Consider the following 20,676-nt stretch of genomic DNA (forward strand, 5'->3'; position numbering starts at 1 on the left):
TCGAAGAAACCCACGCGTCCCCCTCCGTCGTCACCCTGGACCAGCGGAGCCTGCCATCGGCGAGTGCCGGACCTGTGCTGTCTCCTCGACGAGATGCCTCAACGCCCCCATTGGCCTCGGGCGTCGCACGTGGCCGGTCTGCGGGAGCGATCGGATGTCGAGGGGTCCCGTCGGCCGCCCCGTCAGGCGAGATTCCGGAAGCGGTCCTCGGTATGGCGCATAGCCTGCCTCGGGCTCCGTGCGTGCGGCTGCAACGAGGCTCGTTCAGCGGGCTAGCCAATGGCCACTGGCGGTCCACTGGAGAAGTTCGGAAGCTCGCTGAGTCAGCGTCCGCCACATGCGGACCACACAAGCGCGCCCGAATTCGACAATGGCCGGAGGCCGAGGACGCGAGGGCGGAGGGCAGTCGCAGTCTGCGATGGGCCCGAGTTCCACTGCCGTGGCACGGCCTCTGTCGCTTGAGGAGATGCGCGCGGCCGTCGCTGCATTGCGCGGTGGTGCATCTGTCCTTCCCGACGCTCAGCATGACGAGACATCGACCGATGCGGCCGTCGGCCCCCCCGTGCCTCCTTGGACCGACGCGACCAACCTCGGGGGCGTTGTGCTGGTCCTGCCTGGGCATGCGGGAGCTGGCGCATCGACGGTCGCAGTGGCACTTGCCGAAGCACTCGCGCGCGGCCGGAAGGTGCAGCTCGTCGAGTACGCCGACCCGCTGCGGTCCGGGCTGCTCTCCGCCTCGAGTCATGAGCTGGGCACCGTCGGGCCTTGGCGCCGCGGCCGCCGTGGCGAGCTCGATGTCTGGCGACTTGTAGAGCCGGTGGCCAGTTGTGGAGCTCCTTACCTACCCGACGGCGACGACCCGCACCGGTGGTCAGTCGTGGAAGCCGGCGCACCCTTGATCAGCGACTGGCTGGCCAGTTCGGACGAGGTTCTCGAACGGGTCCAGCACGTCGTGGTGACCACGCGGTTGACGGTGCCGGCGGTGCGCCAGACCGAGCACCTTCTTGAGGCGATCAGCGGCCCGGTCTTTGTGGCGGCGCTGGGCCCATTCCGTTGGCCGCGGCTCGTGGAGGCGGGCTGCGGACCACGGCTTCGCGAGCTGCGAGGACGCGGTCACGTCGTGCGGGTGCCGATCGACCGCAGGCTCGCCACGTCTGGTCTCACGGGTGACTCCCTGCCGGCAGCCGTGGAAGCCGCTGGTCGATCACTCGCCGCGCTGGTCGCGCCCCAGTTGCCGGCACAGCACCGGCATCGCCCTCAGGCGAAGTCGTCTCGGCGAACCCCGGCGGGGACGGTCCGTTGAGGTGGCGTGGCCGGGGACTGTGGCGAGTCGTCCCGATCCTCGCGGTTGCTGCGTTGGTCGTCGTCCTACTCAGTGCAACGCCCGCTGCCGCTGCTGCCTCGGATGAGGTCACATCCGCCGTCTGTCCGCAGGCGCCGCCTGGCATGCAGGGCTTCGCGGACCAGGTCACCGGCTGGGTTAAGTGGGGCGTCCTGGTGCTGATCGTCATCAGCGCGGTGATGTCGCTCGGGGCGGTTTTGCTGGGGCGGATCTTCTCCCATCCGCACGCGTCCCGGTACGGGGCCATGGGGGTCGCGGTCGTTGTGATGGTGGCGATCACCTACACGGTCATTCTCGTGATCTTGGATTCGATCACCGGCAGTGGGTGCACGTGATGAGGCGACGGGTCCATCGCGTGCAGACACCAGCAACTGCGTGGAGTCCTGCTCGACTGCTCATCCTCGTCGGCAGCTGTGCCGTGACTGTCCTCGCGCTCATCGCCGGGCTGGTGCTCGCGGTCTTGTCGGCGCTGGCTGAGGAGCCGGATGCACGCGACGCGGCTCCAACTGCCGAGCGGACGACCGGGAGCCTGACCGAGCGGGATGCACTGGCCGCTGCTCCCATGCCGACCGCCGAGCCGGACCAGGCGCTGCCGGGTCCGCTGTCCAGCAGAGCAGCCGAGGTGATCGCGCTCCCGCGCCCCACGGGCGTCGGTCCGGCAGCCGTGGCCTTTGGCTTCCCCCGCACTTCGGAGGGTGCCCTGGCGCAGCTAGCAGCGATCGATGTGGGAGCGATGCAGTCCGGCTCTGTGGAGGGCGTGCGCGACGTGATAACCGCGTGGGGCGCTGTGGGCGGCCCGACCCGGGAGAACTGGTCCGGCGTGACCGGGATGGCGAGCCTGCTGTCTGGGGCACGCCTGTCCGCCGCTGGGTCACCGCAGCTGGCCATCGTCGTCCGGCCGGTCATGGGCCTGATCAAGGGCACGGTGGGCCCGGACTTCGCGGTCGTATGCGTGGACTTGGAGTTCACCGTCACCCTTGAGCGGACGGCCCGGATGGCTGTCGCGGATTGCCAGCGGATGGTCTGGGTTGAGGATCGCTGGCTGATCGGTCCGGGGCCGGAGCCTGCACCAGCGCCGTCGATCTGGCCGGGGACCGACGCGGCGATCGACGCGGGATGGCGGGACCTGCGCCATGCCTAGGCCCTCCGCGCGTCAACGCGTCATCTCACTGTTCGTCCGTCTCCTGCTCGCTGTTCTCGTGCTAACGGCGATCAGCTGGCTGGGGACGGCAACGCCGGCCGCGGCCGAGTCGACGGTTATGGCTCTGCCGGCGGCGGTCCCGAACCGTCTGCCCTGTCTGCCGATCAATCCCCTCTGCGCGCTCGGACAGGCGGCCGATGCAGCCGGTGACCTGCTCGGCGACGCGGCCGGGAAGGCGGCAGAGAACGTGTGGACGAGCGCCATGCTCTCGCTGTGGGACGCAGGGCTGTGGCTGTTGAGCCTCGCCTTCTCGGTCATCGACGCACTCGCCACTCCTGACCTGTCTGCCGATGGCCCGCTGGCCGGCGTCTATCCGGTGACGTTCGGCATCGGCGCGGCCGTGGCGACGCTGATGGCACTCGTGCAGCTGGGGGCCGCGGCCCTGCGCCGGGACGGGCAGACGCTGGGGCGGCTGCTGCTGGGGGTCGTGCAGTACGGGCTGGTCTGGGCTGGCTACGTCGGTGTGGCCGCGCTGCTGGTTACCGGCGTCTCCGGGCTGACCACGGGTCTGCTCCGCAGTCTGCTCGACATCGACACCATGGCCGCCTTCGATCCCTCGATCAGCGTGGAGCGCGACCTGGTCGACGCCACCGTGGCCACCGTCCTCGGGATTTCGTCGATCTTCCTGCTGGTGCCCGCCAGTGTCGGCTACCTGTTGCTGATGCTCGTCCGCGAAGCGGCGCTCATCGTGCTGGCCGCGACCTCTGCGATCTCGGCGGGCGGGCTGCTGGCGCAGGCGTCCAGCGCCTGGTTCTGGCGGAGCCTGCGCTGGTTCATCGCCGCGCTGCTGGTGGCCCCTGTGGCTGTCCTTGTCCTCGGGGTGGGCGTCACGATCACCGAGGGCATCCTGACTGGCGCCGAGGAGACCAGCACCGAGTCAGCGGTCGGCATGGCCGTCGTGGGTTGCCTGCTGATCCTGCTGGGCGCGGTGTCACCGCTGGTGCTCTTCCGGCTGCTGGCCTTCGTCGATCCGGGCACCTCCAGCGGTGCGGCGCTGCGGTCCTCCCTCGCCGCTTCCGGCGGCGTCATGGGAGCGCTGGGCAAGCTCGGCGGTGGGACAGCCGCCGGCGGTGCAGCGGCCGCCGCGACCTCCGGCGGCGCCGCCGCTTCGGGCGCGGCCGCGCAGACCAGTGGAGACCGCGCGCAGGGGGAGTCCACCGCGGACGCAGCGACTCATGGGCGGTTCGCCGGTGCGCTGCGAGCCCTGGCCGCTGGTACGTCGGGAGCCGGGCGACTCGCCGCCGGGGTGGCCGCGTCGGCCTCGGATGTGCTGGCCAGCGCCGGAGTCGGGCACTCTGCGCCGTACCACGGCCAGCCAGCCGCCGGACGGGGAGCGTGGCGCGACTCCGGGGCGCCGCAGGGTCGCGGCTCCGGCTCAGCGAGTCAATTGGCTGCTGCAGGCGGGCCGCTCGGCTCGACGTCGCACGGTGGCGGTGGCGGCGGATCGGTGGTCGCCGCCTGGCCGGCGGAGCGATCGGGCAGTCACGCGGGCGTCGAGTACGACGCGCTCGAGTTACCGACCGTCGGTCCGGACGACGTCGGCGGGGACGGCGATCCCCGGTGAGCGCTACCCGCTACGGCGACTACGCCAAGGACGTCTCGGGCTGGTTCCTCGGCATGACCGGTGCCCAGTTGGCTCCGGTCAGCGTCGCCGGCGTGCCGGCGCTGATCGCCTTCAACGCGCAGGCCTGGGCCGCGCTGCTGCTGTGCCTGCTGGTGTGGACTCTGCTGGTCGCGGCTCTGCTGGTGCCCATCAGCGGACGGTCGGCCGGCCGCTGGGTCGCCGACCTGTGGCTGTTCTCACTTGGACGTGCACTGGGCTGGACGGTCTTCGGGTCCCGCGCGGCCGCCGGGACGGCCGAGGACCTGTCGGAGGCGGACCTGCCGGGAGTGCTAGCCGGGGTCCGCACCCACGACGGGCCGCCGTTTGGCCAGACCTTTACGCGACCGGTGATCGTGCAGAACTGCGCGGCACGGACCTGGGCGGCCGTCGCCCGGATTGCCCATCCCGGCATCGGACTTGCCGAACCCGGAGAGCGGGATCGGATGGGCGCCGGTCTGGCCGAACTGTGCGAGATCGCCGCCCGCACCGAATTGGTCGACGTGGTCGCCCTGCAGGTGCGGACGGTGCCCGATGACGGTGCCGAGCGCGCCGCCTGGGAACGATCCCATGCCCGCAGGGATGCGCCGGCCGTCGCGTCGCAGGTCAACGCGCTGCTGGGCGCGACGCTCACCCCAGCAGCGGTGCGCTCCGAGGCGTTCGTGACCGTGGTCGTCGGCGAGCGGAGGATCGCCCGCGCCGCCAAGGAGTCCGGCGGTGGGATCGACGGCCGTGCCCGGGTGCTCCACGGCGTGATGGCCGAGATCGAAGGTGCGCTGCGCGGGGCGGTCGGCTGCACCGCCGTCAGCTGGCTGGACTCGGCCGGCCTCGCGGCGGCGGTGCGCACGGGCTTCGCGCCCGGGGATCGCGGCCAGCTCATCGCCGCCGACCTCACCAGCGGCGGCGTCGACGGGCGCGCCCCAGCGACCGGCGTGCCGATGGGCGCCGCCGGGCCGACCCAAGCCCTCGCCGAGGTGCGGCACTACGTCCACGACGCCTGGGCCTCGGTCACCGACACGATTCTGCTGCCCGATTCCGGAGCGGTACTCGGCGCACTGGCCCCGGTCCTCGTGCCGGCCACGCCAGGGGAGCGGCGCAGCGTCACCGTGTTCTTGGCGCCACTGCCGCTGGACCGGGCCACTCGGCTCGTCGGCCGGGAGGACATGAGCGCCACCACCGGCAACGAACTACGTGCCCGGATGGGGTTCCGCCAGCGAGCACGGCAACGGCGAGACACCGAGCGGATCGGCACCGCCGACGAGAAGCTCGCCGCCGGCCGGGCGCTGGTCCGTCCGGCCGTCGCCGCCTGCGTCACGGTGCCGGCCACGTGGCCGATCGCCGAGCACGGCCGACGGCTCGACGCCGCCGTCCGCGCCGCGGGCTTCGTGCCGCTGCGGCTGGACCTGGCCCAGGACTCCGGATTCGCCGCCGCCGCCATCCCACTGGGGATCGGTCTGCCCGACCGGAGGGGACGGCGATGAGCCGCCGCCACGGTCAAGGCCGGGATCTCGCCGTCCTGCTCGACGACTTTGGCCACCGCCTCCCTCCTGCGCGGAGGGAACCGGTGGGGGAGCGGGGCACTTCACCTTTCCCGGTGGTCGCCCCTCGCCGAGGCGCGCGCGGGCGCGGACGAGGGCACGCGGTCGCGCCGGCACCGCTGTCGGTGTGGCGGATGACCTCAGAACAGACACCAGTGGTGTGGCCGCTCATCGCCACCAGCGGTCTGCCACCCACCGGCGCGCAGATGGGCGTCGACCTGCTCTCAGGCGGCGCCTTCTACTGCGACCCGATCGGCTGGGTCACCGACGACGACATCCCGGTCACCAACCCGAACGTCGTCGTGTTCGGCAAGCCAGGCCGCGGGAAGTCCGCCACGGTCAAGGCATTCGCGCTGCGAATGCTCGGCTACGGCTACCGAACCCTGGTCCTCGGCGACACCAAAGACGAGTACGAGCCGCTGTGCCGCGCCCTCGGCGTGGAACCGATCGCCGTCGGCCACGGCCTGCCCGCCCGGGTGAATCCCTTGGACTTCGGCCCGCTCGGGCACGGCTGGGACCGGCTGCCCGCCGCCGAGGCCCGACGCCGGGAGGCGCTTGTCTTCGCGCGATGGATCGTGCTGCTCCGCGGCCTCGTCGGCTCCCACCACGTGCCGTTCGGACCGGTCGAGGAGACGGCCGTGGGGGAGGCGCTGCGCCTGCTCACCGGCTACCGCTCCGGCGCCACCCGGCTGACCGAGGTGACCGTTCCCCGACTGTGGCGGGCACTGGACGAGCCGCCCGACGCGCTCATCACCAGCTGCCGCTACGCCGACCGCCGGCATTTCCTCGACGCCACTCGAACCCTGCGCGACGCCCTCGGGTCACTGGTCAAGGGCTCACTGGCCGGCCTGTTCGACGACCGCACGACGATCGCCGTGGACTGGCGGGCCCCCATCCAGTCGCTGTCGCTGTCCCGCCTGGAACCGCTCGGCGACCAGGCCGTCGGTATCGCGCTGACCTGCCTGAACAGCTGGGGGCAGGCGATGCGCGAGATCGCCGAGCCCGGGGACCTGCGCATCGTCGTCCGCGACGAGACCTGGCGGCAGATGCGCCTGGGCACCGAAGCGTTGAAGAGCCTGGACGCCAACCTGCGGCTGTCCCGCCGCGACGCCGACGTGCAGGTCCTGCTCGCCCACAAGCCCTCGGACATGCTCACCGCCGGCGACGCCACCTCCCAGGCCGTTGCCATCGCCCGCGACCTGCTGCACCTGTGCGACGTCAAGGTCCTGCACGGCCAGGATCAGGCCGTCGGCGAAGAGCTGGGCGACCTGCTCGGCCTGACCCCGATCGCCCAGCGGGTCGTCACCGGCTGGGCGGTGGCCGGCAAGGGGCGGGCGCTGTGGCTGGTCGGGGACCGGGCGTTCAAGGTGCAGACGGTCCTCACCGGACCTGAGCTGGACCTGACCTACACGAATGAGGCACTCACCGCCGGGCGGCCGGCATGAGCGGAGCAGTCGAACGCGCTGCAGAGTCCTATGCGCGCGCGTGGCTGTGGAGGCTGGCCGCACCGCTGGCCATCCCAGCAGGGGCCTCGCTCGCGCTGCTGCTGATTCCTCTGGCGGTCCTCGCCGCGCCGGAAGCAGCTGAGGCGGCCCTGCCCGCAGGGTTCTCAGCGTGTGGGACCGCAGGGACGGGCGCCTCGGCTGCCGGAACGGACCTCGACGCCGTCCAGATGGGTCACGCCCAGACGATCGTCGACGTCGCGGCTCGTACCGGACTGCCGTTGTACGCGGCAACGGTGGCCGTGGCCACCGCCTACCAGGAATCCCGGCTCCGGATGCTGGCCAACGATGGCAGCAGCCCGCAGCTGACCGCGGAGCAGGCCGCGGTGACCGCGACCAGTCTGCAGTTCCCGAACGACGGGATCGGCACCAACTACGACAGCGTCAACACGTTTCAGCAACGCTGGACCGCAGGCTGGGGCTCCATCGCCGATCTGATGGACCCCGTCTACGCCGCGCAGGCGTTCTACCGACGGCTCGCCACGGTGCCCGACTGGCAGAGCCTCACGCTGACGGCGGCCGCCCAGGCCGTTCAGGTCTCGGCGACCCCGACCGCCTACGCCCGCTGGGAGCCGCTCGCCCGTGAGCTGACCGCCATGCTCTGGCCGGCCGCCCAAGCCGCCGCAGCTGACCCGTCCGGCGCGGCTCCCAATCTCTGCCCGGCCGCGGTCGCGGCGGCCGGCACGTGGATCCGGCCCACCGACGGGACCGTCACGTCCGGTTTCGGTTCCCGCGGCGGAAGCCCGCATGAGGGCGTGGACATCGGCGGCCCCCGTGGCACGCCGGTCTACGCCGCAACGGACGGCACCGTCACCGACGCCCGGTGCACCAGCGCCTACTGCGACCGCGACGGCAGCCTGGCGCTGTCCGGCTACGGCAACCTCGTCGAGCTCGATCACGGTGCTGGAGTCAGCACCCGCTACGCGCATCTGACCTCGTTCACGGTCACCGTCGGCCAGGCGGTCACTGCTGGCGCGCTGCTCGGCTACCAGGGCTCGACCGGCAACAGCACCGGCGTGCACCTGCACTTCGAGGTCCGTGTTGACGGCGCCCCGAGCGACCCCGTCCCCTGGCTCGCGGACCGAGGAATTGACATCTAGCCAGACCCAGCGAGCCACCTCTCTGGACTGCGCTCGTGCTGACTCAGGAGGAACCCATGTGCACCTCGGTCAACGGAACCGCGCCATGACACTCGATCGATCGCGAGCCGACGTCGGCCCGGCGAGCTGGGAACTCCCGGCCGCCGCGGCGTTGACATGGCTGACCGGAACAGGCCTGCTGCTTCCCGCTGCCCGGGCGATAGCAGCGCTGGCCACGGGCCGCGGATGGCTGTGGCCGGCCACTCCGGAGGCAGTGGTCCACTCGATCGGCGGGCTGATCACCGGTAATCCGACCGCAGGACTCACTGAAGCGCAGATCTTGGCGTCGCCGCCTGGGGGAGTCGTCTACGCCACCGTTCTCCTCTCGGTGCTGACCTACCTGGCGCTGAGCGGGGGAGCGGTGTGGGTGATCGGCGTCCGCATGGGCGGTGGACAAGGCATGGCGACCCGCAGCGAAGTCGACGACGTCCTGGGGCGCCACCGGCTGCGCCGGGTCGCGCCCGTCGTCCGCCCCGACCTACACCGACGGCCGGGCCACCGCGGGCCCAGCGTGCGGGAGACCGACGTCGGTTGGCAGCTGGGGCGCGCCGCCGTCCCTGCTGGCGGGTCCCTCTGGGTGCCCTTCGATCGCACCACGGGTGTCTACGGCCCGCAGGGCTCCGGCAAGACCCTGGACCTGCTGGCCCCGGCCCTGCTCGACGCACCGGGACCGGCGCTGGTGACCCTAACCAAGGCCGAGGACCTGCTGCTCACCGTGGACGCCCGGGCCGCCGGTGGGCGGCCGGTCGCCGTTCTTGACCCGTTCGGATCGGTACCCGGCCTGCCCGAGCTGGTGTGGGATCCCGTTGCCGGCTGCGTCGACCCCATGACCGCCGAGCGGCGCGCCAAGGCCTTCGCCGCCGGGACGGTGACCGGCGCGATCACCAGCGGAGGCTCGGACTCCGCCGCCCGCTTCTACGCCTTCGAGGCGGCCAAGGTGCTGCAGGCCTACTTCCACGCCGCCGCGCTCACCGGCCGCACCATCGAGGACGTCCTTCACTGGGCCGCGCAGCCGTCCGCGGTCACCCAGCCGGCCGACATCCTCCGCGCCCATCCCCACGCGGCCCCTCTGTGGGACGGGCTGCTGCACGGGGCCCTGCACGGGGACCCACGCACCGCCGGCAACACCATGACCACCGTCCAGCAAGCGCTGGCACTGTTCTTCCAGGCCGACATCCGCCGCCGGTGCACCCCCGGACCTGACCGGCCCGCCACCGACATCCCCGCACTGCTCGCCGCCAGCGGCACCATCTACCTGCTCGGCCGCGACGACCCCTACGCCTCAGCTTCCCCGCTGATGACGGCCCTGGCCGAGCACGTCTTAGACACCGCCCTGCAGCTGGCCGACAGGTCGGACACCGGGCGGCTCTGCCCGCCACTGCTGGCGTGCCTGGACGAACTGCCCTCCACCGCGCCGCTGCCGACCTTGCGCACCCGGATGGCCAACGACCGCGCACTGGGCATCAGCTTCATCTACGCCGCTCAGACCTGGCGGCAGCTCGTGCTCATCTACGGGGACGACGAGGCCCGGGCCCTGTTCGGGCTCACCAACGTCATCACCGCCTTCGGCGGAGGCAAGGACGGCGGCTTCTACCGCGAACTGTCAGAGCTGCTGGGAACCACCCGCGTGCGCCGCACCTCCTACAGCTACCGCGGAGCCGGCTGGTCCCGGTCCACCCACGGAGAATCTGTGCCAGTCCTCCGCGCGGAGGAGATCCGAGGCCTGCCCGAGGGACGCGCGCTCGTCGTCGCGGAGAACGCGCCACCGCTGATCGCCGCGCTGACGCGGTGCATCGCCGGACCCCGGGGGCGCGCGCTCCTCGCCGCCCAGACCCGCGCCCGGGCGCGGGTCGCCGCAGCCCGGACGGGTGGCACCAGCCCGGCCGAACGCACCGAGCAGGCACTGCAGGCCGCGGTCCGCATCGGTCTGACCCCGACCGGGGGAGGGAACCGATGATCGTCCGGCCGTTCCCGGGGCCGCCGCGCTGGGTCGCCCACGCGCTCGAGCAACTGCGCCTCGCCGAAGCCGTCGGACTGCAGCCAGGCGGACTCACCGCGTTGGACCGCCCGTGGGACCCCGCCGCCTGCACGCAGCGGGTCCGCGCGGAGCTGTGGCCCTGGCTCGACGACGTCGCCGCCTGGCTCAACCACAGCTACGCCTGGTCCACCGGGCACGCCGTCCCCGCCTGCTGGCCGGCCCACCCACATCTGGTTCACGAGCTCGCCGGACTGGCGTGCCTGCGCCTGGCCGCCGGCGAGGCCACAAGCCCGCACGCGCTCGAGGACTGGCACCGCCACGCCCTGCCCGGCTTCACCGCCCGGATGACCGAGCGACTCGGAGCCGGCTGCCCGCCCGGCCGGCACGTGGACTGGCCGGCCCGGTCCTGGGCCGCGGACTACGACAGCGAGACGGCGCGCTCTGCCCGCGCCGACCGCTTCGCAGCCGACCTCGATGAACCGGACCCCGAGACGACGAGCGCGACCGCGACCGCGCGGGCAGCCCGATGAGCCCGGCTGCTCGCCCAGCCGACTGGGTGTCCCTGCTCGAAGGAGTGCGGGTCAGCCGGGAGTGGATGACCCGACACACACCCGAACTGCTCGACGCCTGGCGTAAGGCACCCACAGCCGAGCGTCGCCGGCGGATCGCCGTGCAGATCGTCGACGCGGCGGCCGGGCAGAGCCGCAAGCCGGACGACGATCCGGGGCCATCGGTCGACCAATCGCTACGCGCGATCGTGCAGCGGATCGATCCTCGGCTCGTCCATGGCCCTGACTGGTTGCCACTGGCCGCCGCACTCGTCCGAGCCGCGACCGCCGGCTACGACGTCGCGCGACGCCTACCTGCGCTGGCCGCTGCCGGCCTACCCGCATGGCATCCCGGCCGCGAGCTGCACTGGCGACTGCTCGAGGACTGCCCAGCCGCGCTCCCATCTGCCGAGGACCGCCGATCCGGCAACCAAGCGGAGCGCACGTCGCCCGACCGTCCACAGAGAACCGACACCAGCCCCGCTAGCCCCACAGCCACGACACCGTTCTCAACAGACACACCTGCTCGCAGCAAGGGAGCCTCTCGATGAATAGCCACACCGACCGAACGGCGCTGGAGTCCGCGGCGTCCTTGTTGAACGCCGTCGGCGCCGACCGCGACCGCGTCCCGGCCGGCATCGCCCTGGACTGCCTCTACGCAGCCGAACTCCTCGAGCTCGCCGGAGCCCACACCCGCGCGGTGGAGCTGGAGGACGCCGACCCACGACACCGGATCCGCACCGCTTTGGACGCTCTCGCAACCCTGTCCGCCGGCCGGCCGTCGCTCAGCGAGGTGGCAGAGGCGGCGCAGGTCGCACGTGACGCCCTGGCGCGGCTGGGCTGACCGGTGGCCACGACGCTGCAAGGGCTCATCGACGGGCTCGCCACCCAGATCACGGATCAGCAGGCCGATGTGCGCGTTGACGACGCGACGAGGGCGCTGAGCCACCTCGGACGGGCCCTTACCCGCCTGGCCGAGGACGGCTTCACCGCTACCGCCAAGCAACGGCAGCTCACGACGGTCGCCCTCGGCGAGGCGTGTGTCCACGCCGGCGAGCTATGGCCGGACGCGCGGGGCCCGGTCACCGACCGAGCCGGCGCGATCGCTGACCACCTCGGCCGCAGCCGCGAGCTGATGGGCCGGGCCCAGCGATGGGCCCTGGCCGTCGAGCTCTCCAAGCTGGCCGGTTCGTGCGCCCAGCTGGGAGAGCAACTACTGCCGCTTGTTGGCATCGCGCCGCTGGCTGCCGTCCGGCAGCTGGCCGCCGCCGTCGGTCGTCACGCGGTCGCCGAGCCGCCGGCCTTCGCCGGTGCCGCGCTCCTGGACCGCTTGATCCCGATGCCCGCGGCGGCACGCGCGACAGCCGACACCACCGCACCCGACGCCGTCGCCTCCCTGACCGCCGCACTCGACCGAGCGCAACGCAATGGTGACTTCACACTGCGCGGCTTCCGAGCAGTCACCGCGACAGCCGAGATCGCCAGCGCCTTTGCGGCGACCCTGACGTCGGCCGTACGAGGCCACGACATCGTCGCGGCGCCCGCCGCCGTCGCCTGGCGTGCCACAGGCCGCGCCAGCATGGCCTTCCATGACGGCCATCAGGGCAAGGCACCCGAAGCGGGAGGCGTCGTTGCCTGGTCGAAAGCACTGGCCGACGTTCTCCGGCGAAGCACTGAGGTCCTGGCTCAGACGCCCGGGTCCGCGGGCGGAGCCGACCGGAGCGTGCTCATCACGTCGACGCAGTTCGTCACCAACCAGCTGCCTCTCCTCGCCGAGCAGCTGGGAGCCGCGGTGGGGGACTGGGCTCGAACTGGTCACCTGTACGCCAAGGCCCGAGAGCTGCCACGAATGGACGACATGCCCGTCGACCGCATCCGCGACGTCATCGCCGGTCGGCACGTACGCGCGCACGCCGACGATCTCCGGCCCCTGGCCGATGCCGTCGCACGGGCCGGCGTCCTGTCCATAGCGCTGGCCGACTCCCTCAACCAAGCGGCTCCACCGGTGCAGCGTTCCCTCGCCGCCAGCCACACGCAGAGCCTTCACGAGCACGCAGCGCTGCAACGGTCGTCCGCGCTGGCGACGGGTACGTCGGCTGGACCGACTCGGCTGTCCCCAATCCGTCCAGGAAACGACGCGTCTCGGCCGCACGACCGCTGAAGTCCGGTCGCGGCTGCAGCGCGCCCGCCGGATGTTGGACGGCCCTTGTGCCGCGGCACCCCGTCGACCGTCAGGCGTCCCATGGGTTTCCGTCGCCGTCGGCGCGGTGGGGCAGCCCCAGAATGTCCGGCGGGACGGTAGTGCGGCTCTGACTAGCAGCGGTTCGGGAGGGACTTCTGTCCCTATCTGGGGCGGATCCGGTGCCCCTACGTTCCCTCCAGGGCCATCACTCACCGCATCGCTGGGGGAACTATGAGCGTTCGACGCTGGTCAGCAGGCGCAGTCCTCACCTTGGGTCTGGTCGTTCTCGCGCCCGCCACGGCCGGCGCGGCCGGGACGCCTACGACGACGCCCGGACAGAGCGGGGTGTCCGGCTGCGCGGCGAACGGTGCGGTGATCTCAGGTGCGGCCGGAGGACCCGGAGTCTTCGGGCAGATGGTGCGCGGCGCGGCCCCCATCGCCGACGAGAATGCGGCGTTCTTCGCTCTGTTCTGCTGACGCGCGGCACGCCGAGTCGCATGACGCCCGCCAGCCGTGAGGCTCGGCTGTAGATGGAGCCCATGCAGTGGGAGCCAGCACAGCCTCGGGCGATACGGCTACTTGTCCTTCGTGAGCCGACGGGAACGCTCGAGCGGGACGGCGCAGGTGAGGTGATCAGTCCTGCGGCCGTCCCATATGCCCCGTCCGGTGATGATCCTTGTGGGGCGGCGTCGAGCAGGACAGTCCTGAGGGACTGGTCGTAGTCCTGCGGGGCGGCGAGGTGATCGGTTCGGTGCCGAGGACGGCCCGATGGACGGTGCCGCATGGCAGGCCGAGGGCGTCGGTGACGCGGTCTATGTGGGCCAGCCACCGGGCCGGTGGGAGCGCGGTGATGATGGCGGCCGCGTCACGCACTGCTGCGCGAATGCCTAGGGGGTTCTCGTCGTGCGCGGTCGGGGTGAGGCGGCTGTCGAGCAGGTCGGCGGCGAGGCTGCCGGAGACGTTGATGGCTGTCCGCAGCGCGGTCGCGCCGTGGCGGTGGAGGAGGTCGGCGGGGTCGAGCCCGTGAGGGAGGGCGAGTCGACGGGGGTCGTCGCCGCGGGCGGTGAGTTGCCAGTAGATGCGCTCGGCGGCGCGATGTCCGGCGTCGTCGTGGTCAGAGGCCACGAGGACTCCGGTATCGCCCTGGCGGATGTGGGGGAGGAGCAGGTCGGCTTGTCGGTCGGTGAGGGCTGTGCCGAGGGTGGCGACGCCGACGGTCCGTCCGTTGCCGGCGAGGGTGACGGCGATGGCATCAAGCGGTCCCTCGACGAGGGCTGGGGTGGCACCGTTGGTGAGCGTGGCCCGGTTCTCGTAGAGCCCAAGCATGTGCTCGCCCTTGATGTACAGGTCCGTGGCGGGGGTGTTGAGGTACTTGGGCCCGGCGCGGCCGCCGTCGGAGGTGGCGGGGTTGCGGCGAGCAATGAACCCGACGACCTCGCCGTCGACGTTGTAGATGGGAAAAACGAGCCGGTCGCGGAACCGGTCGATGAGCGTCCCGGTGCGGGCGCGCTGGGCGAGGCCGGCAGCGAGGAGCTCGGTGTCCGTGGCGCCGGAAGCGCGCAGGTGCTCGACGAGGGTGGTCCAGTTGGTGGGGGCGTAGCCGGGGCTGAACCGCGGGTCCGCGGTGAGGTCGGTGCCCAGCCGCTGGCGCAGATAGTCCGGCGCCCACGAGTTGGGGTAGCGGTCGGTGTAGAAGGCGGCCGCCTGAGTGTTGAGCTCGATCAGCCGGTCGCGGCCGACGACAGCGGTGGCCCAGAAGTGCTGCTCGAGCAGGTAGTCCGCCTCGTCGGCGCCGGGGTTGCCGGGGGCGAAGGGGTCGGGGGTGAGGTACCGCGGTTCGGTCAGCGGCGGTTCGTCGTTGGGGCCGGGGGGCTCAGTCTCGAGGGCGGGTGCGTCGGCCCAGACGGTGCCGGTGAGGGCTGTGGTGTCCGCGGCCGGCGGGAGTAGATGCACGTCGTCGGGTGGCTGCAGGTCGGCCGGTAGGGGCTCGGGTGCCTGCACTGGCGCGGGGTCGGTAAGAGCGGAGATCCGGAAGACCAGCGTCTCGGCGAGTTCGTGTCCGGCTCGGTCACCGTCGTCGTCGGCGGCCGGCAGGTCGGTGACCGTGGCGGTGAGTAGGTCGGTGGGGGACCAGCCGTCGCGGACCCCGGTAGTGACCGCAGCGACCAGCGCCGTCCAGGCGGGGCTAAGGAGCACCCGCTGCCCGGGTTCGCCGGGCAGTAGCGCCAGCAGGGTGCCGCACCAATCCGGGCGCAGCACAGTTGTGCTTCGCCCGGTGGCGACGGTGGCTGGGGCCAGGTGCGGAGTGATCCGCCACCACAGGGCGGCAGCGGGGAGGTCGTCGGGCAGCGGTCGCTGGGCGGCCACCGCGGCGAGCAGACCGGCAGCGTCCAGTCCGGCGCGGTCTGCCGCGGTGAGCCGTTCTGCGAGGGCAGGCCAGTGCGGGTCTTGGCGTACGCGGGGGTCGATGCTGTCGGCCAGCTTGGCCCACGCCGGGCGGCCCTGTGTCGGAACGGCGGCAGTGACTGCGTCGTCGAGCCGTCGTTGGTGCCTGCGTTCGGCGGCGGCAGGCTGGAGCGGGCCGGTGGGGCGCCGGTCGCTGTCGGAGACGCCGAGCGCGGCGCGCCAGGTGGCGATCCCGGCTCGTAGGACAGCGTGGTCGGGGTTCAGCAGCGGACGCGCCCAGCCGGGCGCGCTGGCCGGTGTCATCGCGGCGGTGGTGTCGGCGACCCGGGTCGCGCAGGTGGTGACGTGACTTGCGCGGTCCGCAAGGTAGGGCCCCCAGTGCGGGTCGTCGGCCAGCGCCGTGGGTGTGCCCGGCAGCCACGGCAATGGCCCCGGCGGGCCGGAGCCGACAATGTTCAGCCGCCAGTCCAGGACAGCGGCGGGGTCGCCGGCGCTTGTCAGTTCGTGCTCGGCTGCCGCTGCGCGCAAGGCGGCGATGGGGTCGGCGCCGCCGACGGCGAGCAGCGCGAGGTGCCCGTGCAGCGTGGGCCAGGCCGGGGCCGCGGTGAGCCCGGGATGGAGCTGCTCGGCGGCGTTCTCCAGTGCTTCTGCAGCCGCCGGGCCGATTCGGTGGGCGGCGGCGAATCGCTGTGCGTCGGCGTATCGGGCGGCGGCGGAGTGCAGTCGCTCGGCCGGGTCGGCCAGCGCTCGGCGGGCGCCGGTGGCCGAGGTCTGTGTGCCGTCGCGGTCGAGCATGGCGATCAGCAGGTCGGTGGCGGTCGGCGGATGAACGGCCGCCGGGGTGATGATGCCGTGCGGATCTCCGTCGCCGACGGTGGCCAGGTACAGGTGGTTGGCGGTGCGGCCGCGGGAGAGGGCGACGTAGAGCAGTTGCCGGCTCTCGCTGCCGGTAAGCACGGTGTGGCAGGTGTCGGCAGTGACGCCCTGGGCGCCGTGCACGGTGGTGGCGTAGCCCAGCTGAACGTGCTCGGCGACATAGTCAGCGGGGAGGGTGACGTGCCGTCCGCTGCCGGTGTGGGTGACGGTGAGGCTGCCGCCCTCGTGCAGGGTCGTGACGGTCCAGCGGTCGCCGTTCTTCACCCAGTCCGCGGCGCCCAGCGGCAGTCGCCGGTTGTTGGCGCGGGTGATGATCGGGTCCCCGGCGCTCGCGCGGGTGCCATCAGACAGCGAGACTTCCCGGCCGGTTGGTGCTCCGAGGGCTGCGAGTCGGTCGGTGCGCGCCTTCCCGTTCAGCGCGGTGACGGTGTCGCGGGTGGCCGCCAGCAGCAGCGCGTCGACGCCGCGGGTGCGGTCGGCGGCCCAGGCGGTGTAAGCATGCTCGGCGCAGGTGGTGGCGTCGCCGACGTGTACCCGCCCGGCGTCGAGGTAGAAGCCGGCCGCGGTGGTGTCACCGTCGCGGACAGCGACGGTGGCCGCGGCCTCCGCCGGATCGGTGAAGCGGACCAGCTGGGTGAGGGTGATCGCGCCGTGGGTGGCGGCGATCTCGGCCAGCACGCCTCCGGCGGCGACCGCGGCCAGCTGCCGGTCGTCACCGACCAGCCGCACCGACCCGCCCCTTCCCAGGACGTGGTCGACGACCGCGGCCAGGTCGAGGGTGCCGGCCATGCCCGCCTCGTCGACGATCACGAGCGTGCCCGGGCCGATGTCGCTGACCCAGTCCGGCAGGTTGCCGGTGTCCAGCGCCCAGACGAGTTTGGCCACGGTGTCGCAGGTGCCGCCGATGGCCTCACGTAGGCCCGCGGTGGCCACCGCCGAGGGCGCCAGACCGAGCACTTCGCCTCCGCTGGCAGTCCAGGCCCTGGACAGTGCGGCCAGCGCGGTGGTCTTGCCGGTACCGGCCGGGGCGATGGCCAGCTGCACCCGCGTCCCGCTGCCGGCCAAGTCTCGGACCAGCTGCGCCTGGCCGGGGTTGAGCTGGGTGCCGTTTGCGGTGGCCTCCAGCAGCGCCAGCTCGAGCACGGCGGGGTCGGCGCGGCGACCGTCGCTCCGGCCGGCGGCGGTCACCAGCCGCGCTTCGGCGTCCAGCACGGCACGGGAGGTGTAGAGCTGGGCGCCCGCGACGGTGTAGACGCTGGCCCCGTCCGAGCGGCGCAGCTCCGGCGGCTCGACCGCGGGGTCCGGTCGGTCCAGGGGGATCGATAGGGCGGGGGAGAGAGCGAGCGCGGTGATCCGAGCGACGGCTGTGTCCACGTCGTCCGGGGCGAGCGCGGCGGCGCGCGCCGCCCGCTCGGCCTCGGCGCGCAGGTGCCACATCTGCCAGCTCGCGCGCTGCGCGGCGACGGTGTCCACCGCCCGGGTGGCCGCTGACTGAACCCATGCCTCGGTCATTCGCACGATTGGGACCGCTGGCGGGCTCAGGGCTCTGTCGAGCATGGAAGCGATTGCGGAGGGGCCGCCCAGGATGCCGAGGGCCTGCCGCCTCCAAGTCGTCCGCTGCTCACCGAGTGAACGCGGTTCGTGCTTGGACTCCCGCGTTTCCAGGGTCGCCTGCTGTGCTAGCGCGATCGCCTCGACAGCCGTTGGAGGCCGGCCGTGCTGGGCCTGGAAGGCCGCGGTCAGCTCGGCGCGCCGGGCGTCGATGACCTGGCGGCGCGAGGACCAGGCGTACAGCAGGCGCGGGTCGAGTCCGAAGATTTCGCGTACCGCGCGCTTGTCCGTGGCGCCGGCGCGGTTGATGAACCGGACGCCGAGGCCGGTCGTGAGGTAGGCCTCGAGTCGGGTGTTGTACCGCTCGGAGGCGGCGACAGCGGCCTTGTGGAGCACGCGGCCGTCCAGCGCGCGCCAACGACCGTCATGGCCTTGCACCTTGTTACTTACGGCCACATGACTGTGCAGGTCCGGGTCGCCGGCGCGGGAATCGCGGTGGGTGAATACCGCCGCGACAAAGCCGGTGGTCTCCACCTGCCGCACGCCGTCGTGGCCAGCGCGGGTGTAGCAGGCGGAGCGCTCCAACCAGGACAGGACGTCGGTGACGGCAGCGGAGTGGGCGGCTTCGATCTTCTCCGCAATGTCACGAGGCGCCAGCGCCCACAGCGCGGAAACGGATTTCACGGGAGAGAAGGTGAGGTCGTAGCCAGCGACCGCGCTCGTCGCCGGACGGGAAGCCCGAGCGAGAAATCCGGACAACTCCCGTGCATCGTTCGGCTGACGTCCATGCGCCTCGGCGAACAACGAGCGGGCCAGGTCGCTGCGGATGAGGGCTCGGTGGTCGAGCGGCAGGGCGGCATGAGGCGGCTGCCCACGTGCTCGGTTGGCGGAGACGAAGGCCTCGGCGCATCGATACCGGAACCCGTCCGTGGTGACAGCGAAGACGGAGAAGGCCTGACCGAGTGCGCCCGCTCGCCGGGCATCGCGAGCCAAGAGGCCGGCGGCCACTGCCTCGAGTTCAATGCGGGTCGCGTCTGGGTGTCGGCCCTCGCCGAACAGGGACTGCATCTGCGCCTCATCGACCGACTGACCGGCGACCACGCCCTGCAAGCCCACGAGGCCCGCGCCGGCCCAGGTTCCTGGGGACTCGCCTCGCTGCGAGTAGTAGTCCCCGAGTCCGGCGTGGCCGCGCTCGGTGGCGTCCATCGCGGCGACCTGTCGCGTCAAGTAGGTGTAGCCATCGCCGGCGGTCAGCTTGTGCAGCGACATCACGCCGCGGACTGTAGGAACGCCTCCTCCAGTCCGAGGCGCGCTGATCCTCCAGTGCGCGCCGGGCCGACTATGACGACCCGGCATCTAAGGGGCGCTCGTCTTCCAAGCTGGCCATGCCGGTTCGATCCCGGTCACCCGCTCCACGCATAACCGCAGGTCAGAGCGCCCGTTAGCGCAACCGGAGAAGGTCTGCAGGACCCTCCGGAAGGCCCGATATGACCCGTTTTGACCCTCGTTTTCCGCTGCGTGGGTCATGAATGGGTCACGCCTGGCGACCGAAACGCTAGGCAGAGGGCCTCGCCCCCCTCCCTCGTGACCACGGCTGGCACGCGGTGAGGTCGAAGCCGTGCCGCCTGACGATCTTCCTGAGCGGAACCGAGAGGCGCTCGGCCGCCGCCCTGCTGTAGGTCACGACGCCGGGCACCCGCACGCTTGGCGACGACCGCCTGAGGCGGGTGCGGGAAGCAAGCTGGGACTCGCCCACGGCGAGCTCATCGGCTCCGACGCTCGCAGCTACCCCGCCCGCCGACTGGGCCGCCGCCCGCTGCACGACCACCCAAGCGAGCCCGACGGCCTGCGGTGGACGTCGCGGCTGCACAACACCAGCCGCGCCCTCGTGCGCTTCGGCCATCACGGACCACCCCTGGGCCCAAAGCCGGCCGCCGGCCGCTGGCCAGCTTTGCTGACGGCCGACCGTTCAAGCGAAGCGAGATTTAGCTGAATAGGATGTATCGCACTTGCCACCCGTAGAGAGAGCGGCGACAGTCCGGTGTTCTTTGAGTACGTTCGTGCTCTCGCCAGCATCCTGGCCGCAGTGGTGGCCTTATTCGGGCTCTACCTTGGCCTCACGCGCTCTGCGCGCGTCCGGCGAAGAGAGCAACTCTTCCGCGAATCGCTGAACGCTCTGCCTGAGCACGATTCACGGCGACGTATCATCGTGGATCTCCACCGAGCGGCGGTCGGCGAGTTGGTTGCCCGCCAACTAACGGGGAGCTGGCGGGCCACCTGGCCCTGGCTGGCCTGGATGACCTTGGCTGCAGTCTGGGGTCAGTCGGGCTACCTCGCAGCCGACTACCTCGGTGGCGGCGCCGCCTGGAGCTTCACTGAGTTCTTGATCGCCGCGCTCGGCGACGCCGCCATAACCCCGATTGCGGTCGTCGCCGTGCTATTCGCCGTTCTGCCACGGGTCTTCTGGTCCTACCGGCTGACGTTGATGGGGCGGGCTGGAATAGCGCGCCGGTTGTACGACGGCGACAGCATCGCGAGGCCGAAAGGCCTCTTCGAGGTGGACCATGTTCCCGCCGAGTCGTGGGAGCGAAAGGCAGCGACAGCTAACAAAAAGTCCGTCGACCGGGCAGACGAGCTCACGGCGGACGACCCACGCGAAGTGCTGCGGAATTACCGCCAATCCTTGGCTCCCGGTTTGTTTGCCACAGCTCTGGGGTTCTTCGTGGGTGTTCAAGTGTGGATTGCAGTTCAACCGGGAGACCAAGTGCAGGCGGTTACTTCAGTGAGCGGCTTGTTTCTTCTATCCTTCTTGC

At 71.8% G+C, this 20,676-nt stretch carries 12 protein-coding genes; 11 read left to right on the plus strand and 1 reads right to left on the minus strand.

Annotated elements, in window-relative coordinates; all coding sequences use genetic code 11:
- The first annotated feature begins 877 nt into the window (after positions 1-877).
- The 11 genes from N555_RS28530 to N555_RS0101270 all read left to right on the plus strand — a co-directional run bounded on the left by N555_RS28530 (position 878) and on the right by N555_RS0101270 (position 13,009).
- Positions 878-1,303: a hypothetical protein gene (locus tag N555_RS28530; protein ID WP_231502561.1), complete on the plus strand. Its 426-nt coding sequence runs from the start codon at positions 878-880 to the stop codon at positions 1,301-1,303.
- Positions 1,304-1,446: 143 nt separating this feature from the next.
- Positions 1,447-1,677: a hypothetical protein gene (locus N555_RS28535; RefSeq protein WP_231502562.1), complete on the plus strand. Its 231-nt coding sequence runs from the start codon at positions 1,447-1,449 to the stop codon at positions 1,675-1,677.
- Positions 1,678-1,760: 83 nt separating this feature from the next.
- The gene (locus N555_RS0101230) at positions 1,761-2,483 is read left to right on the plus strand and encodes a hypothetical protein (protein ID WP_369794000.1); all 723 of its coding nucleotides are present in this window, start codon (positions 1,761-1,763) and stop codon (positions 2,481-2,483) included.
- A 58-nt stretch (positions 2,484-2,541) separates the two neighbouring features.
- Positions 2,542-4,107 carry a hypothetical protein gene (locus tag N555_RS0101235; protein ID WP_231502563.1) on the plus strand — a complete coding sequence of 522 codons (1,566 nt, stop codon included), beginning with the start codon at positions 2,542-2,544 and terminating at the stop codon, positions 4,105-4,107.
- Positions 4,104-5,624 (plus strand): SCO6880 family protein, encoded by a 1,521-nt coding sequence (locus N555_RS0101240; RefSeq protein WP_029429687.1) that lies wholly within the window; start codon positions 4,104-4,106, stop codon positions 5,622-5,624. The genes N555_RS0101235 and N555_RS0101240 overlap by 4 nt, the downstream gene beginning before the upstream one ends.
- Entirely contained in the window at positions 5,621-7,126 is a 1,506-nt protein-coding gene (locus tag N555_RS0101245; RefSeq protein ID WP_029429688.1) for an ATP-binding protein, read from the plus strand. Before N555_RS0101240 ends, N555_RS0101245 begins: the two co-directional genes overlap by 4 nt.
- Entirely contained in the window at positions 7,123-8,283 is a 1,161-nt protein-coding gene (locus tag N555_RS0101250; protein ID WP_029429689.1) for a M23 family metallopeptidase, read from the plus strand. The genes N555_RS0101245 and N555_RS0101250 overlap by 4 nt, the downstream gene beginning before the upstream one ends.
- An 85-nt stretch (positions 8,284-8,368) precedes the next feature.
- Complete coding sequence (locus N555_RS0101255) at positions 8,369-10,279, plus strand: type IV secretory system conjugative DNA transfer family protein (protein WP_029429690.1); 1,911 nt, start codon at positions 8,369-8,371, stop codon at positions 10,277-10,279.
- Positions 10,276-10,830: a hypothetical protein gene (locus tag N555_RS0101260; protein ID WP_081865883.1), complete on the plus strand. Its 555-nt coding sequence runs from the start codon at positions 10,276-10,278 to the stop codon at positions 10,828-10,830. The genes N555_RS0101255 and N555_RS0101260 overlap by 4 nt, the downstream gene beginning before the upstream one ends.
- A gap of 565 nt (positions 10,831-11,395) precedes the next feature.
- The gene (locus tag N555_RS0101265) at positions 11,396-11,692 is read left to right on the plus strand and encodes a hypothetical protein (protein ID WP_051683518.1); all 297 of its coding nucleotides are present in this window, start codon (positions 11,396-11,398) and stop codon (positions 11,690-11,692) included.
- 3 nt (positions 11,693-11,695) lie between these two features.
- Positions 11,696-13,009: a hypothetical protein gene (locus N555_RS0101270; protein WP_051683519.1), complete on the plus strand. Its 1,314-nt coding sequence runs from the start codon at positions 11,696-11,698 to the stop codon at positions 13,007-13,009.
- Between the two features lie 654 nt (positions 13,010-13,663).
- Here the strand turns inward: N555_RS0101270 and mobF are convergent.
- Entirely contained in the window at positions 13,664-19,132 is a 5,469-nt protein-coding gene (gene mobF, locus N555_RS0101275) for a MobF family relaxase (protein ID WP_034508265.1), read from the minus strand.
- Positions 19,133-20,676: the final 1,544 nt, after the last annotated feature.

Origin of the sequence: Blastococcus sp. URHD0036 (genome assembly GCF_000701365.1) — a bacterium.
Taxonomy (GTDB): domain Bacteria; phylum Actinomycetota; class Actinomycetes; order Mycobacteriales; family Geodermatophilaceae; genus Trujillonella.

Coding starts and splice junctions, on each gene's coding strand:
- N555_RS28535 (WP_231502562.1), top strand. CDS start 1,447: ATGCAGGGCTTCGCGGACCAGGTCACCGGCTGGGTTAAGTGGGGCGTC.
- N555_RS0101245 (WP_029429688.1), top strand. CDS start 5,621: ATGAGCCGCCGCCACGGTCAAGGCCGGGATCTCGCCGTCCTGCTCGAC.
- N555_RS0101250 (WP_029429689.1), top strand. CDS start 7,123: ATGAGCGGAGCAGTCGAACGCGCTGCAGAGTCCTATGCGCGCGCGTGG.
- N555_RS0101255 (WP_029429690.1), top strand. CDS start 8,369: ATGACACTCGATCGATCGCGAGCCGACGTCGGCCCGGCGAGCTGGGAA.
- N555_RS0101260 (WP_081865883.1), top strand. CDS start 10,276: ATGATCGTCCGGCCGTTCCCGGGGCCGCCGCGCTGGGTCGCCCACGCG.
- N555_RS0101265 (WP_051683518.1), top strand. CDS start 11,396: ATGAATAGCCACACCGACCGAACGGCGCTGGAGTCCGCGGCGTCCTTG.
- mobF (WP_034508265.1), bottom strand. CDS start 19,132: ATGTCGCTGCACAAGCTGACCGCCGGCGATGGCTACACCTACTTGACG.